At 60.6% G+C, this 13772-nt stretch carries 14 protein-coding genes, 1 pseudogene and 1 riboswitch; of the genes and pseudogenes, 6 read left to right on the top strand and 9 right to left on the bottom strand.

The genetic code is table 11. The annotated features are described in order from the left end of the window. Nucleotides 1-228 precede the first annotated feature (228 nt). Nucleotides 229-543, top strand: coding sequence for an IclR family transcriptional regulator domain-containing protein (locus AC1DIJ_RS22625; RefSeq protein WP_112390035.1), 315 nt, complete (start codon nucleotides 229-231; stop codon nucleotides 541-543). A gap of 30 nt (nucleotides 544-573) precedes the next feature. Here the strand turns inward: AC1DIJ_RS22625 and AC1DIJ_RS22620 are convergent, their stop codons facing one another. The 7 genes from AC1DIJ_RS22620 to AC1DIJ_RS22590 all read right to left on the bottom strand — a co-directional run bounded on the left by AC1DIJ_RS22620 (nucleotide 574) and on the right by AC1DIJ_RS22590 (nucleotide 5974). Continuing rightward, a complete protein-coding gene (locus AC1DIJ_RS22620; protein ID WP_112390034.1) occupies nucleotides 574-1401 on the bottom strand; it encodes a shikimate dehydrogenase family protein in 828 nt (275 codons plus the stop codon). Further along, nucleotides 1398-2483, bottom strand: coding sequence for a Gfo/Idh/MocA family protein (locus tag AC1DIJ_RS22615; protein ID WP_310301265.1), 1086 nt, complete (start codon nucleotides 2481-2483; stop codon nucleotides 1398-1400). Before AC1DIJ_RS22615 ends, AC1DIJ_RS22620 begins: the two co-directional genes overlap by 4 nt. Nucleotides 2484-2494: 11 nt before the next feature. Further along, complete coding sequence (locus AC1DIJ_RS22610; RefSeq protein WP_112390091.1) at nucleotides 2495-3223, bottom strand: amino acid ABC transporter ATP-binding protein; 729 nt, start codon at nucleotides 3221-3223, stop codon at nucleotides 2495-2497. A 55-nt stretch (nucleotides 3224-3278) separates the two neighbouring features. Further along, on the bottom strand, nucleotides 3279-3923 hold the full coding sequence (locus AC1DIJ_RS22605) for an amino acid ABC transporter permease (protein ID WP_112390033.1): 645 nt from the start codon (nucleotides 3921-3923) through the stop codon (nucleotides 3279-3281). Between the two features lie 9 nt (nucleotides 3924-3932). Next, entirely contained in the window at nucleotides 3933-4601 is a 669-nt protein-coding gene (locus AC1DIJ_RS22600; RefSeq protein WP_112390032.1) for an amino acid ABC transporter permease, read from the bottom strand. Next, entirely contained in the window at nucleotides 4598-5047 is a 450-nt protein-coding gene (gene aroQ / locus AC1DIJ_RS22595) for a type II 3-dehydroquinate dehydratase (protein ID WP_112390090.1), read from the bottom strand. Before aroQ ends, AC1DIJ_RS22600 begins: the two co-directional genes overlap by 4 nt. A 96-nt stretch (nucleotides 5048-5143) precedes the next feature. Further along, a complete protein-coding gene (locus tag AC1DIJ_RS22590) occupies nucleotides 5144-5974 on the bottom strand; it encodes a transporter substrate-binding domain-containing protein (RefSeq protein ID WP_112390031.1) in 831 nt (276 codons plus the stop codon). Nucleotides 5975-6216: 242 nt separating this feature from the next. Here AC1DIJ_RS22590 and AC1DIJ_RS22585 point away from each other — a divergent pair, with 242 nt between their 5' ends. Further along, entirely contained in the window at nucleotides 6217-8103 is a 1887-nt protein-coding gene (locus AC1DIJ_RS22585; protein ID WP_112390030.1) for a bifunctional sugar phosphate isomerase/epimerase/4-hydroxyphenylpyruvate dioxygenase family protein, read from the top strand. Between the two features lie 9 nt (nucleotides 8104-8112). Here the strand turns inward: AC1DIJ_RS22585 and AC1DIJ_RS22580 are convergent, their stop codons facing one another. Both AC1DIJ_RS22580 and AC1DIJ_RS22575 read right to left on the bottom strand, forming a co-directional pair. Then, nucleotides 8113-8787: a GntR family transcriptional regulator gene (locus AC1DIJ_RS22580; protein WP_112390029.1), complete on the bottom strand. Its 675-nt coding sequence runs from the start codon at nucleotides 8785-8787 to the stop codon at nucleotides 8113-8115. 39 nt (nucleotides 8788-8826) lie between these two features. Further along, nucleotides 8827-9513 carry a GntR family transcriptional regulator gene (locus tag AC1DIJ_RS22575; protein ID WP_112390028.1) on the bottom strand — a complete coding sequence of 229 codons (687 nt, stop codon included), beginning with the start codon at nucleotides 9511-9513 and terminating at the stop codon, nucleotides 8827-8829. 160 nt (nucleotides 9514-9673) lie between these two features. Beyond that, nucleotides 9674-9929: riboswitch (cobalamin riboswitch) on the top strand. A gap of 165 nt (nucleotides 9930-10094) precedes the next feature. On the opposite strand from AC1DIJ_RS22575, the gene AC1DIJ_RS22570 reads away from it, so the two are divergent. From AC1DIJ_RS22570 to AC1DIJ_RS22555, 4 genes and pseudogenes are all read left to right on the top strand, one after another. Then, entirely contained in the window at nucleotides 10095-11111 is a 1017-nt protein-coding gene (locus tag AC1DIJ_RS22570; protein WP_112390027.1) for an ABC transporter substrate-binding protein, read from the top strand. Further along, nucleotides 11108-12148 (top strand): FecCD family ABC transporter permease, encoded by a 1041-nt coding sequence (locus AC1DIJ_RS22565; RefSeq protein WP_310301273.1) that lies wholly within the window; start codon nucleotides 11108-11110, stop codon nucleotides 12146-12148. The genes AC1DIJ_RS22570 and AC1DIJ_RS22565 overlap by 4 nt, the downstream gene beginning before the upstream one ends. After that, a complete protein-coding gene (locus AC1DIJ_RS22560; RefSeq protein ID WP_112390026.1) occupies nucleotides 12145-12909 on the top strand; it encodes an ABC transporter ATP-binding protein in 765 nt (254 codons plus the stop codon). The genes AC1DIJ_RS22565 and AC1DIJ_RS22560 overlap by 4 nt, the downstream gene beginning before the upstream one ends. A gap of 135 nt (nucleotides 12910-13044) precedes the next feature. Further along, nucleotides 13045-13608 (top strand): annotated as a pseudogene (locus AC1DIJ_RS22555) (hypothetical protein). Nucleotides 13609-13772 lie beyond the last annotated feature (164 nt).

Here is a 13772-nt window from a genome sequence, read left to right as displayed (position 1 = left end):
ATCTCATCTGCGGAATCGTTTTGCTATCCCGAGAAATCGGGATGCGGGCAAATATTTCAAAGCGTTAGCTTTCTAACATTGATCGGCATTGCGACGCCTGTTCGGAGTTCGGCCTTCACACAATTGGTGCATTAAACTGCACATTGTCGGCGTCCTCCGGCGTTCGGGATACGGTTTCCGGTCAAAAGGGGCGTTCTTCCACATCAGGGCAGCCGCCACGCAGCAGAGATGCCACTGATCTGGTACAGCTTCGGAACGGCTCCTGCAGCCGAGACCGTGCGAAAGCGCGGCTATGCAACAGATCTGCAGGAGCTAGAGAACGGCGTCTGCTGTGTTGCGGCTCCCATTCGCGGCCGGTCAGGCGATGTCGCCGGCGCGATTTCCGCCTCGGCGGTGGAACTGCGGATGACGCCCGAGCGCATCGCGTTTCTTGGGCCGGAGCTTTCCAAGGTTGCAACCGATATTTCCCATCGGCTGGGCTGGCGCTCTCCCGATCAGGGCAATCGCGGCCATTCCGAATTCAACGACGTTTTCAGCGACTGAGGGCAGCTCGCCCCGTTCTCGATCTCATGGTCAGATCCGCGCGACGGCACGCAGCTCTTCGGCGGTCGTGACGGGAAAGCCGAAGAATTCGAGATAGGCCGGAATCTGCTCGAAGAGCATGTCGGTGCCGACCTGGAATTTGCAGCCTCTGTCGCGCGCGGCGTCAAGGAACGGCGTGATCTCGGCTTTCATCACGACTTCGCCGACGAAGGTTTCCGGCGATAGACGCGAGACATCGACGGGCAGCGGATCGCCCTTGCGCATGCCAAGCGGCGTCGCGTTGACGACGATGTCGAAACCATCGGGATCATTCGATCCTGACGTTACCGCCGTTTGCGGATAGTGTGCGTTCAACCGGGCCTTCAATCCATTCAACGCTGTCTCGCTGGCGTCGTGAAGCGCAATGTGCTTTACACCCGCGGCGGCAAGGGACGCGGCAATCGCCGATCCGACGCCGCCGGTACCGACGATCAGGACGCTTGTGCCTTTGACCCGCTGGCCCTTGCGGACCAATCCACGGACGAAACCTTCACCATCGAACATGTCGCCGATCAGCTGGCCGTCAGCGCCGAGCTTCACCGCATTGCAGGATCCGGCCACCTTCGCATTTGTCGAGATCTCGTCGAGCAGGCCCATCGTCGTGGTCTTGTGCGGCATGGTGACGAGGGCGCCATGGATATTGGAGAGGCGGAAGACCAGCTTCAGAAAATCGGGATAGTCCTGCGCCTTGCAGCCCATCGGCACGACGACGGCATCGATGCCGTGCTTGTCGAAATAAGGATTGTAAATCAGCGGCGCCTTGAAGGTTTCCGTGGGGTAGCCGAGATGGGCAATCAATCGGGTCGTGCCGCTGATCATGACAACCGTTCCTTCTCGCGCCGTGCATCGGCCTTGAGGTGAACGGTCATCCCTGAACGCGCCGATGCCTTGATCGCTTCGATGACGCGCAGTGTCTCCAGACCTTCCCGTCCGCTGACGAGTGGATTGGCGTTGCCACAGATGACGTCGCAGAAGTGATTGAGCTGAGCGGCAAGTGGCTCGACGGCATCGAAGGGCAGGCGCTCCTTGACGAGGCGTTCCAGCCAGTTCGCGGCCCCGGCGTTTGTCCAGAGCGTCATTTGCGGAATGGAGAGCGAGCCGGCGGTGCCGCCGATCTGATAGCATATCTGATCCTGCCGGGGATAAGACGGGTTCTCACCCGCCGTCATTTCCCAACTCCAGGGTGATGCTGCAGCGTCCGACACGTTGAACGTGGCGAGGACGCCGCTTTCGAAGCGCATCACCACGACAGCCGTGTCTTCGACCGGATACCCACGTGCCGAACTTGACTGCATGGCGTGTACACTTTCGACATTCCCGAAGAAGTACCGGAAGAGATCGACGTCATGGATCATGTTGATGAGGATCGGGCCGCCGCCTTCTTCGCGCCGCCACTGAACGGTGAAGTAGTCTTCCGGCTTGGCAACCCAGAAGGTGCCCTGCGCCGTCAGCACCTTGCCGAGCCGTCCCGTCTCCAGAGCGGCTTTGACGGCTTGAACCATGGGGTTATGGCGGCGGTGATGACCGACGAGGATCGGCACACCTGCGGCCTCCGCCGAGGTAACGATGATTTCGGCGCCAGCGGCATCGTCGGCGATAGGCTTTTCGATGAGCGCCGGCAGTCCTGCTCGAACCGCTTCAAGGGTATTTTCGACATGCAACTGGTTCGGTGTCGCGATAACAACGCCGTCGAGCGAGCCGCCTGCGAGCGCTGCGGCAAGCGAAGGAAACCATGGCGCCTTCTTCCCTGCCGCATATTCGCGGGCCGCGTCCGTTGGATCGATGATCGCGGCAAGTGCCGTGCGCCGTTCGGCGCCGATCGCCTCGATATGGCGCTTGCCGATCAGGCCCGCGCCCATGACCGCGATTTTCAGGGATGCCGTCTGCTGGTGGGTCGCCATTGCACTCGAACCTAGTTACGCAGGATTTCGCCAAGAAACTGGCGGGTGCGCTCGTGGCGCGGATTGGTGAAGAACTCGGCCGGGTGCGCCTCCTCGACGATCGCGCCGCTGGCCATGAAGATGACCCGGTCGGCGACCTGCCGCGCGAAGCCCATTTCATGGGTCACGCAGATCATCGTCATGCCCTCTTCGGCGAGACTGATCATCGTATCGAGCACTTCCTTGACCATTTCCGGGTCAAGCGCCGAGGTTGGCTCGTCGAACAGCATCACCTTCGGGCGCATGCACAGCGCCCGGGCGATCGCCACACGCTGCTGCTGGCCGCCGGAAAGCTGGACCGGATATTTGTTGGCCTGCTCGAGGATCTTCACTCTGGCGAGCAGCGAGCGGGCGCGTTCCTCGGCTTCGGCCTTTCCTGCGCCAAGCGCCCGCATCGGTGCCAGCATGCAGTTTTCGAGCACCGTCAGATGCGGGAAGAGATTGAACTGCTGGAAAACCATGCCGACTTCGCGGCGGATCGCATCGATCGCCTTGGCCTGGTTGCCAAGCAGGATGCCGCCAACGCGGATCTCGCCTTTTTCGTAGCTCTCCAGATGGTTGATGCAGCGGATCAAGGTCGATTTGCCGCTACCCGAGGGGCCGCAGAGCACGATCCGCTCGCCGGTGCGTACCGACATGTTGATGTCGTGCAGCGCCTGAAATGCGCCGTACCATTTCTCCACGTGGCTCATGGTGATCATGGTTTCGGTCGATGATGTGGAAAGGCTGGTCATGGTCTGGTTCCCATCGCGGCGGTCAGCGGGCGGCAGAGGCGGCGAAGCGCCTTTCAAGCCGCGCACCAAGGATCGTCAGCGGGCAGCACATCAGGAAATACAGCGCGCCGACGATGCCGAAGACGGTCAGCGGCTCAAAGATCTGGTTGGAGATCATGTTGCCGGCGCGGGTGAGCTCGGTGAAACCGACGATCGAGGCGAGCGACGTTCCCTTGATCAGCTGTACGAGGAAGCCGACGGTGGCGGGGAGCGAGATACGGATCGCCTGCGGCAGGATCACGTCCTTCATCCGCGACATATATTTGAGGCTGAGGGCCTTTGCCGCCTCGGTCTGGCCGCGCGGTACGGCATCGATGGAGCCGCGCCAGATTTCGCCGAGATAAGCACTGGCATGGAGCGTCAGGCCGATGGCGACCGCCAGCCAGGCGTCGAGCTTCAGCCCGATAAGGGCGAGGCCGTAATAGACGACGAAAAGCTGCATCAGCAGGGGGGTGCCCTGGAAAACGGCGATATAACCGGCCGTCGCCCGTTCCAGCAGCGGGATCTGCGACGTGCGCGCCAGCGCCACGCCGAGCCCGGCGATGCCGCCGCAGACGAAGCCGATGGCCGAAAGAAGAACGGTCCATTTCAGGCCGATCAGGAGGAAGACGAATTCTTCTCTGCCCATGGTTGCCTCCTACTTGACCGGATAGGTGAAATAGCGGGCCGAAAACAGCGCGAAGAGGCGCATCATCAGCCAGGAGATGACGAGGTAGAAAAGCGTCACCGTGAAATAGACCTCGAAGCTTCGGAAGCTGTCCGACTCGATGCGCTGGGCGACGGATGTCAGTTCATAGGCCGAGATCGCCGAAACGATGCTGGTCGAGAGCGTCAGTAGCACGAACTGGCTGGTCAGCGACGGGAAAATCGCCCGCAATGCCGGCTTCAGGATGATAAGACGGAAGACCTGTGCCTTATGCAGGCCAAGCGCCAGCCCGGCCTCCATCTGGCCCTTGGGCACCGATTGCACGCCGCCCCTGATGATCTCGATCGCGTAGGCGCCGCCATTGATGCCGAGCGCAATGATCGCCGTCGGCGTCGGATCGAGCCGGATGCCGGCAAGCGGCAGGGCGAAATAGAGGAAGAAGATCTGCACCAGAAACGGCGTGTTGCGGATCAGCTCGACAAAACCAATGATCAGCCAGCGGACCGGTTTCAGCGGGGAATCCCTCAGTGCCACGCCGCCAATGCCGATGACGATTGCGAGCAGCATGCCGCAGATCGCCAGGAGAAACGTGCCGAGGCAGCCAAGCAGGAGGCTCGGAAGTCCATCGATGACAGGCGTAAAATCCAGCTGGTAGTTCATGTTTTCGCCGCTCCCACCATACCTGCCATAGCATCGATGGCGAGTTCATAGCCGCGGGCGCCGAAACCGATCATGATGGCGGTGGCGATGCGCGACACGAGGGACTTGTGGTAGATTTCCTCGCGGGCATGGACATTGGAAATATGCAGCTCGATCTTCGGCGGATCGAAGGTTTTCAAGGCGTCGAGAAGTGCGATCGAGGTGAATGTATAGGCCGCCGGATTGATAATGATACCGCAGGCTTCCTTGCGGGCCTGATGGATGCTTTCCACCAGTTCCCCTTCGAAATTGGTCTGGCGGAAATCGACCTCGAAACCCAGGCTCGTTGCCTTGGAGAGGCACATCTGCCGGATATCGGCGAGCGTTGTTGAGCCGTAAATGCTGGGCTCGCGTTCACCGAGCAGGTTCAAGTTCGGTCCGTTGAGGACGAAGATGGTCTTGGTCATGTCGCGAATCTCAAACGGGATAGATTTCGGGCGCAGGGCCGGATTGGCGGGCATCGCGATGCCCGCCTTGGGTTTGGATAGTTGCGAGCTTTTGGCTCAGTTGACGGCGAACGGAATGCCTTCGAGCTTCTCCGGGAATTCCGGTACCGGCACCTTCATCCACTTGTCGTAGATTTTCTTCAGCTCGCCATTGGCCTTGATCTTGTCGACGAAGGCGTTGATCGAGGCGTTGATTTCCTTCTCGCCAAGGCGGGTGCAGGCGCCGTTGTAGAGCTTCTGGAATTCAAGCTTGTTCTCGAATTCGCCCGGGCGGGCCTTCTCGACGCGATCCATGTAGAAGATGTTGCCGCCGAGGGCCTGCACCTGGCCGGAGACCAGCGCCTGGACGCTCGGTGCATCGCCATCGAAGCGGCGGATGGTTGCCGTCGTCGGGGCGTTCTTGGTCACCTGCGTGTCCTGTGCAGCGCCTTTGGCTACGCCGATCGTCAGGTTTGCCATGTCGTCGTTGGTTTTGATCGACATCGTTTTCGGCGCGATCAGAACGATGGCATTGGCGACATAGGGCTTGGAGAACTGGACGGCCTTGGCGCGGTCCGGCAGCATTGCCATGGTGGCGAACAGCACGTCCACGCGGCCGGTCGTCAGGGCCGGAATGCGGTTATTGACCTCGAGCGGCACGAATTCGACCTCGACGCCGAGTTCCTTGGCATAGAGCGCGGCGATGTCGGCGTCGAGACCATCCTGCTTGCCGGCGCTGGTGACGAAGCCCCAGGGCGGATTGTCGCCCTGAATGCCGACGATCAGCTTTCCGCGCGCCTTGATTTCGTCCGGTGTGATGGCGGCTGCCGGGTTCGCGAGCCCGATCGCGGTCACGAGAGCCGCTGCTCCCAGCATCGCATTACGGCGTGTCAGCATCGATTTGAACATGTGTTTCCTCCTCCGTTAGCCGGCCGTCCGACTGCAGCAGTCATCCTCTCCCCGACCGTATGCCGCCATAATTGCCAGAGGCGCGATTTCAAATCAACCTATTTTTCATAAAACCTATGATGATTCATAATTCACCAACTGAATTGAAATCCTCACGACATTCTGCATAATGCCTATAGCCGATTTCCGCGGATACCTGCGTAGCCGCCCATCCGGCGGCACAGCATGAAAGGATTCCAGATATGAAGACCTCGATTGCCACCGTGAGCATCAGCGGCGAGTTGCCCGAAAAGCTCGAGGCCATCGCCAAGGCTGGTTTCGACGGCGTGGAGATTTTTGAGAACGACTTTCTGGCCTATGACAGCAGCCCTGCCGAGGTCGGCCGCATGGCGAGAGACCTCGGTCTGGAGATCACGCTGTTTCAGCCTTTCCGCGACTTCGAGGGCATGCCGGAGCCACTGCGCGGCCGGACATTCGATCGCGCCGAGCGCAAGTTCGATGTGATGCAGGAACTCGGAACAGACCTCGTGCTCGTCTGCTCCAATGTGTCGTCCGTAGCCCTTGGCGGCATCGACCGTGCCGCCGCCGATTTCCATGAGCTCGGAGAGCGCGCGGCGCGAAGAGGGCTGAAGGTCGGCTACGAAGCACTTGCCTGGGGCCGCTTCATCAACGACCATCGCGACGCCTGGGAAATCGTGCGCCGCGCCAATCATCCCAATATCGGGTTGATCCTGGACAGCTTCCACTCGCTGTCGCGCAAGATCGATGTCAATTCGATCCGTTCCATCCCGCCGGAAAAGATATTCATCGTCCAGCTCGCCGATGCACCGCTGATCGACATGGATCTGCTCTATTGGAGCCGTCATTTCCGCAACATGCCGGGAGAGGGCGATCTGCCGGTCTCGGCCTTTGCCGAGGCGGTCGCCGCAACCGGCTATGATGGCTATTTTTCGCTGGAGATCTTCAACGACCAGTTCCGTGGCGGTTCGACGCGCGAAATCGCGGCCGATGGCCACCGCTCGCTGATCTATCTCGGTGACCAGGTCAGCCGGAGCACCAAGACAGCAATCGGGGCCTCCATGCCGCCGCGTGCCCCCGCCGAAGGGATCGGTTTCATCGAGTTCGCGACCGACGAGGACGAGGCCGGCGAACTCGAGGACCTGCTCAAGGCGCTTGGTTTCCGCAAGGCGGGCGTGCATCGCTCCAAGAGGGTAAGCCTTTACCAGCAGGGCGCGATCCGCATTCTCGTGAATGTCGATCCGGCCGGTTTCGCCAACGCCGCCTATGCTGTGCATGGCACTTTTGCTTACGCAATGGCACTGGTTGTCGATGATGCCGACGCGGCCTACAGGCGGGCGCTGGCGCTGGATGCCGAGCCTTTCCGCCAGACCGTTGCCGGAGGCGAGCTGGAAATCCCAGCCATTCGCGGTGTCGGTGGGGGGCTGATCTATCTGATCGACGGCAAGAGTCCGCTCGGCCATTTTTCCGAAATCGATTTCGAACCGGTGGAGGACGATGGCAATGCGGATGCAGGGCTTCTCGATGTCGATCACATTGCGCAGACCGTTTCCTACGACGAGATGCTGACCTGGATGCTGTTCTACACCTCGATCTTCGAGACCCGGAAAACGCCGATGGTCGATATCATCGATCCCGGCGGCGTGGTGCGCAGCCAGGTCATCGAAAATGCCAGCGGATCGCTTCGCATCACCATGAACGGCGCTGAAAATCGCAGAACGCTTGCCGGTCACTTCATCGCGGAGAAATTCGGCTCAGGCATCCAGCATCTGGCCTTCTCGACAGCCGATATCTTCGCCACCGCCAAAGCCCTGCGTGAAAAGGGCTTCAAAGCCTTGCACATCTCGCCCAACTACTACGATGACGTCGAGGCCCGCTTCGGGCTCGATCCCGATCTCAGCGAACGGCTGAAGGCAGAAAACATCCTTTATGATCGCGACGACGAGGGTGAGTATTTCCAGCTCTACAGCGGGACCTACGGGGAGGGGTTCTTCTTCGAGATCGTCGAGCGCCGTGGCTATCGCGGCTACGGCGCGCCGAACGCGATCTTCCGGATTGCGGCGCTGAAGAAGCAGATGCGGCCGGACGGCATCCCGAAGGACGCCTTCTGACTGCCATCGCTAGGCGATGCGGCCGCTTTTCACCACATGTTCAACGCCGCTCAATATGTGGCGGCGGATAACGGCGCGGGCGCCCTCGACGTCCCGCTTCAGCGCGAGTTCGAAGAGGAGCCTGTGATCGTCGACAACCGCTTTGCCGCGAAAACTCTGAGCCAGCATATGATAGCGCAGGAAACGGTCGAAGACGGAGGACAGCGTCTCCATCAGCGTCGCCGAATTACAGGCGGAGACGATCGCCTGATGAAACTCCCAATCGTAGCGGACCCAGTCGATCGTGCGCGAGGCGTCGCCGGCAAGCAGCCTCTTTTCGGCGGCCGCAAGCTTGTGGTGCGCGGCGACGATGCGCCCTTCCCATTCGAGATTCCCCGCGGCAAATGACAGGCCGATGGCATGGGTCTCCAGCACAGTGCGAAGATCGGCGAGTTCCTCCAACTCCTTGAGCGAAGCGGGGCTGACTTCGAAGCCGCGCTGGCCTTCGGCGAGCACCAGGTTTTCGGTGGTCAGGCGGCTCAGGATCTCGCGCAGCGACGACACACTGATCGAATAGTGCTCCTTGGCCTGCTCCAGCTTGATCTTCGCACCCGGCGCCAATGTCCCGGAGATGATATCCTGACGAATTTGCCGGGAGACGACGTCGCTGACAGTCTCGGAATGTTCACCGGTCACTTTGAGCATTGATTCCTCTACGTCCCGCACCATCGTGCGTGGAATACATTATCCTGCCGATAGGCGAATGGTCGCCAGTGAACCCTTGCTCAGCGCATGCTCGACGCCCTGCTGAATATGCCGCTGCAATATTCTCTTCGCCGTCGTGATGTCGCGCTGAAGAGCGGCCTCCAGCAGTTGCTTGTGCTCTTCTTCCGCAACGCCGCCGCGATAGGACAATGCCACCATCTGATATCGCAGATATTTGTCGAACACCGCCGAATGTGTTTCCATCAGCAGGCGCGATCCGCAGGCCGAGATCAGAGCCTGGTGAAACTCCCAGTCGTAGCGCTTCCAGTCTTCCGCCCTACTGGTATCGCCCGAGGCCATCACCTCTTCCATGCGCGCCAGCTTGTAATGGGCCGAGACCAGCCGCGCTTCCCATTCGACATCGCCCTGTTCGAAGGCCTGCTCCAGCGCGTGCTCCTCGAGAAGCAGACGCAGCGCTGCGGTCTCTCTCAGGTCGGCGACCGAAACACGCGCGACTTCGAAGCCGCGCTGCCCCTCGGCAACGACGAGGCCTTCCGATGTCAGGCGGTTGAGAATCTCTCTCAGTGTGCTGACGCTGGTTTGGTAGGCGATTCTCAGATTTTCAAGCTTGAGCTTCTGCCCCGGAGAAAGCCGCCCGAAAATGATATCCGCCCTTATTTGCCGATAGCCGCTCTCTGCGACGGTCTCGTTTGAGATTTCGTTCAACGGCCATTACCTCTGATATTCCCATTTTCTTCATATATAACGGAATAAGTATGCCGTATTCAACAAGCGAAAACGCGATTGGCGGCCGTTCTGCGGGTACTGAACCCTGATTGCCGAACCAGGGTGGCGCGCTGCGCGTCTTGACGGCCGGGATATTAGCGTCGTAACTGCATCCGACGGTTCCCGGAGGAAGTCTCCGACGGGATTAATAGGGAACACGGTGCGGACGACCCAAAAGGGACCAAGACCGTGGCTGCCCCCGCAACTGTAAGCGGATTGCCGATCATCACGGGAGACCAGCCTGCTGGATGTCTCCCTTGGGCCGCAAGGCCATGCCACTGCGATGTTATCGCGGGAAGGCAGATGAGAGGCGAATATTCGCGAGCCAGGAGACCTGCCGTCAAACACGATCCAATCAGCCGGGCGGGGATGCCTGGAAAGGAACAGACATGTTTGACCTGACCCTTCGCCGATACATGGCCTCCATCCGCCTCGATTGGGCTTTCCGCGTCCGCGCTGCGTGAGCAGTCACGCCGTGTTCCGCGGCGTCGTGCTGCCCGCTTCTCCTAAATCGAGGTCCCATGCGCCAGATTATCGCCACGCTCACATTTGCCCTCGGCCTGACCGGCTTCGCCGGTACAAGCCTTGCCGCCACGCAGTATCCTCTGACCCTCAACAACTGCGGGCAGCAGGTCACGTTCAAGAAGGCGCCTGAGAAGATCGTCTCGATCGGCCAGGGGATGACCGAAGTCCTGTTCTCGCTTGGTCTTGCCGGCAAGGTCGCCGGTACCGCCGTCTGGGTCGGGCCGGTCCTGCCGCAATATGCCGATGCAAATAGCAAGATCAAAAGGCTCGCCGACAACGATCCAAGCTTCGAGGCCGTCGTCGGTCAGGAACCCGATCTGGTCGCCGCCGAATTCGAATGGCATGTCGGTGCGCAAGGCTCTGTCGGCAAGCGCGAGCAATTCGCCGATCTCGGCATCAATACCTACATCGCGCCTGCCGACTGCGTCGCCAAGATCAATGCCGATGGCGGTGATGGCGTTCGCAAGGAGCTGTTCACGATGGACCTGATCTATCAGGAGATCGCGGAGCTCTCCGAAATTTTCGACGTCAAGGATCGCGGCGATGCCCTGATCGCCGATCTGAAGAAGCGTGAGGCTGCAGCCGTTGCCTCGATCTCGGGTGCCTCGGGCAAGAACCTGCCCGTTGTCTTCTGGTTCTCCAGCAAAGAGGTCAAGGGCGACGCCTTCATCGCCGGCAAGAACAGCGCTCCGGCCTATATTCTCAAGACGGTCGGCGCGAAGAATGTCGTCACGACCGAAGAGGAATGGCCGTTGGTCGGCTGGGAAACGATTGCCCAGGCAAATCCTGCCGTCATCGTCCTCGCGACCATGGACCGCCGCCGCTATGCCGCCGATGATCCGAAGGTAAAGATCGATTTCCTGGAGAGTGATCCGGTTACCAAGGAACTCGAGGCCGTCAAGAACAAGCATTTCGTGATGATGGACGCCCAGTCGATGAACCCGACGATCCGCACGATCGACGGCATCGAAACGCTGGCAAACGGCATCAAGACCTTCGGCCTTACGCAGTGAAAGTTGCCGCTTCCTGGCAACGCCGGTGGTGGGCGCTCGTTGCGCTCACCGCCGCCGCCGTTCTCCTCCTTGGCGTCATGATCAGCCTTGCCGTCTCGATCGGCGAGATTGCGATCCCAGTTGCGACAACCGCCAAGGCGGTTTCGAACCGGCTGTTTGGAACGGCGTTCGAACTCAGCCGCATCCACGAAGGCGTCATCTGGGACTACCGGCTCAGCCGCGCTTTGGCGGCGGCCAGTGCGGGCGCTTCTCTCGCCCTCTGCGGTGCCATCCTCCAGGCGCTTCTTCGCAACCCGCTCGCCGAACCTTACGTGCTCGGCATTTCCGCCGGCGCCTCGACCGGGGCCGTCTGTGTCATGATCCTCGGACTCGGCTATGGCGTTCTTTCGTTGTCGGGTGGTGCCTTTATCGGTGCGGTGGTGGCCTTCCTGCTTGTCGGCATTCTTGCGACAGGCACCGGGGGCTCCAGCGAACGGATCATTCTCTGCGGGGTTGCCGGCTCGCAGCTCTTCAATGCGCTCACCTCCTATATCGTCACGACATCCGCAAATGCGGAACAGGCGCGCGGCGTGCTGTTCTGGCTCCTGGGGTCGATGAGCGGCGTCCGCTGGCCCGATGTCTATCTGTCGGTGCCGATCGCGATCGCCGGCTTCGCCGCCTGCCAGTTCCACGCCCGCGCGCTCGATGCATTTGCCTTCGGTTCGGATGCCGCCGCATCGCTCGGCGTTGCCGTGCGGCGGGTGCAGATCGTTCTTTTCGGCATCACCGCGATCATGACTGCGGCCGTCGTCAGCATGGTCGGTTCTATCGGGTTTGTCGGCCTCGTCATCCCGCATGCCGCCCGCTTCATCGTTGGCCCGTCCCACAGCCGTCTCCTACCGGCCACGGCGCTCGGCGGTGCGATCTTCATGGTCGGGGCCGATATCGTTTCCCGGATCATCATCACGCAACAGATCTTGCCGATCGGTGTGGTCACCGCGCTTTTCGGCGCCCCAGCTTTCGCGATCATCCTCTATCGCGTCGGGAGAAGTGCATGAGCATCTCCATCGATACCGTGTCCTATTCGGCCGGCGACACCTTAATCATCGATGGCATCACGCTATCGGTGACCCCAGGTAAGGTGCTTGGTCTGCTGGGCCCGAACGGCTCGGGAAAGTCCAGCCTGCTGCGGCTAATCTGCCGCCTGCGCCGCGTCGATAGCGGCGTTATCCGTCTCGGCGAGGACGACGTCGCCATCCTCTCTAGAGCCAGTCTCGCCCGGCGCGTTGCTCTCGTCGAGCAGCAATCGGCAACCGATACGCCGCTGACCGTGCGTGACGTCGTCCAGCTCGGGCGCACGCCGCATCGCGGCCTGCTTTCTGCCTGGGATGCGGGAGATGATGCGGCCGTCGACATGGCCCTGGAGCGGGTCGACATGAAACACCGCGCCGGACAGATATGGCAGACACTTTCCGGCGGGGAGCGTCAGCGCGTCCATATCGCGAGAGCTCTGGCTCAGACGCCGACCGAGCTCCTGCTCGACGAACCGACAAACCACCTCGATATCCAGCACCAGCTCGAAATTCTATCCCTCGTGTCGAAACTCGGGACGACCTGCATCATTGCCATGCATGATCTCAATCTCGCAGCGATGTTCTGCGACAGCCTCGCCGTGCTGCAGAAGGGTAAAGTGGTTGCATTAGGAACCACATGGGAGGTTTTGAACGAAGATCTGATTGCCCGCGTCTTTGGCGTCCGGGCGTATGTCGAGCAATCGGCGGTGCACGGCCGCTACAACATTCAATATGCGATAGACTGAAGATGGCCTTGAGCCGCTGCCTGAGGTTCATGGAGAATTGCCGGCGCGCGCAATTGGGAGTGTTGCGCCAGTTTGCCGGGATGGCATTTCACTGGAAGTTCGCTACAGTAGATCCCGATGAACTGGAGCATGGTCATGACCGAACGTCGTCAGCTTCCTCTGCATCCCGTCTCAACGGGTGCCGCGGCAGCCTGGATTGCCATGACAGCGGGCTCCAGCGTCGTCCTTAGTCTCTATTTCGCATGCGTCACGCCCTTCGTTGCGCTGTCGGCGGTTTCCGCCATGGCGCTTCCGCGGCAAATGGCGATCTATGCGGTTCTGCTCGCATGGCTGGGCAACCAGGTGGTGGGTTATCTCATTCTCGGCTACCCGCAGGCCTGGGACAGCTAAGCCTGGGGTCTCGCCATCGGCGTGGCTGCTGCTACCTCTCTCCTGGCGGCATTTGTTGTTATCAGGCTTCAGACCGGCATCTTTGCTATGGCTGCCGGCACGTTTCTGGCTGCCTTCGTGGTGTATGAAGGCGTCCTCTTCGCAGCGACGTCCGTCCTGCCATCGGGCCAAGGCGCGTTTTCTATTGCCGTCATTTCGCAGGTGCTGGTGATCAACGCTGCCGCTGCTGCCGCTCTTGCGCTCGCCCATTTTCTCGCCGCGGCCTTGCGGCTGCTGTTTGTCACGGCAGACGCACCGATGCTGCGATAGAGCGCTTTCATCGGCAACGGGCATATGTGGTGTCGGCGTGTCTCTTCCGGTGATTTGTTCTTCCGTCCGGTCGTGGCGGGCAACGGTTTTTCAATCTGAACCGCGACCTTGAACGGATCTGTGTTTCAGTCCGTTCGATCGTCTCTATGCTGGGCTCTTCGACG

The organism is Rhizobium sp. 10N427 (assembly GCF_056394605.1).
The sequence above is the reverse complement of the archived record's forward strand: the minus strand, read 5'-3'. Positions and strand labels throughout refer to the sequence as shown.

Excerpts from the sequence above, each read along its gene's own strand:
- AC1DIJ_RS22620 (WP_112390034.1), bottom strand. The coding sequence starts at position 1,401 with ATGATCAGCGGCACGACCCGATTGATTGCCCATCTCGGCTACCCCACG.
- AC1DIJ_RS22625 (WP_112390035.1), top strand. The coding sequence starts at position 229 with ATGCCACTGATCTGGTACAGCTTCGGAACGGCTCCTGCAGCCGAGACC.
- AC1DIJ_RS22590 (WP_112390031.1), bottom strand. The coding sequence starts at position 5,974 with ATGTTCAAATCGATGCTGACACGCCGTAATGCGATGCTGGGAGCAGCG.
- AC1DIJ_RS22610 (WP_112390091.1), bottom strand. The coding sequence starts at position 3,223 with ATGATCACCATGAGCCACGTGGAGAAATGGTACGGCGCATTTCAGGCG.
- AC1DIJ_RS22605 (WP_112390033.1), bottom strand. The coding sequence starts at position 3,923 with ATGGGCAGAGAAGAATTCGTCTTCCTCCTGATCGGCCTGAAATGGACC.
- AC1DIJ_RS22580 (WP_112390029.1), bottom strand. The coding sequence starts at position 8,787 with ATGCTCAAAGTGACCGGTGAACATTCCGAGACTGTCAGCGACGTCGTC.
- AC1DIJ_RS22560 (WP_112390026.1), top strand. The coding sequence starts at position 12,145 with ATGAGCATCTCCATCGATACCGTGTCCTATTCGGCCGGCGACACCTTA.
- AC1DIJ_RS22585 (WP_112390030.1), top strand. The coding sequence starts at position 6,217 with ATGAAGACCTCGATTGCCACCGTGAGCATCAGCGGCGAGTTGCCCGAA.
- AC1DIJ_RS22615 (WP_310301265.1), bottom strand. The coding sequence starts at position 2,483 with ATGGCGACCCACCAGCAGACGGCATCCCTGAAAATCGCGGTCATGGGC.
- AC1DIJ_RS22570 (WP_112390027.1), top strand. The coding sequence starts at position 10,095 with ATGCGCCAGATTATCGCCACGCTCACATTTGCCCTCGGCCTGACCGGC.
- aroQ (WP_112390090.1), bottom strand. The coding sequence starts at position 5,047 with ATGACCAAGACCATCTTCGTCCTCAACGGACCGAACTTGAACCTGCTC.
- AC1DIJ_RS22600 (WP_112390032.1), bottom strand. The coding sequence starts at position 4,601 with ATGAACTACCAGCTGGATTTTACGCCTGTCATCGATGGACTTCCGAGC.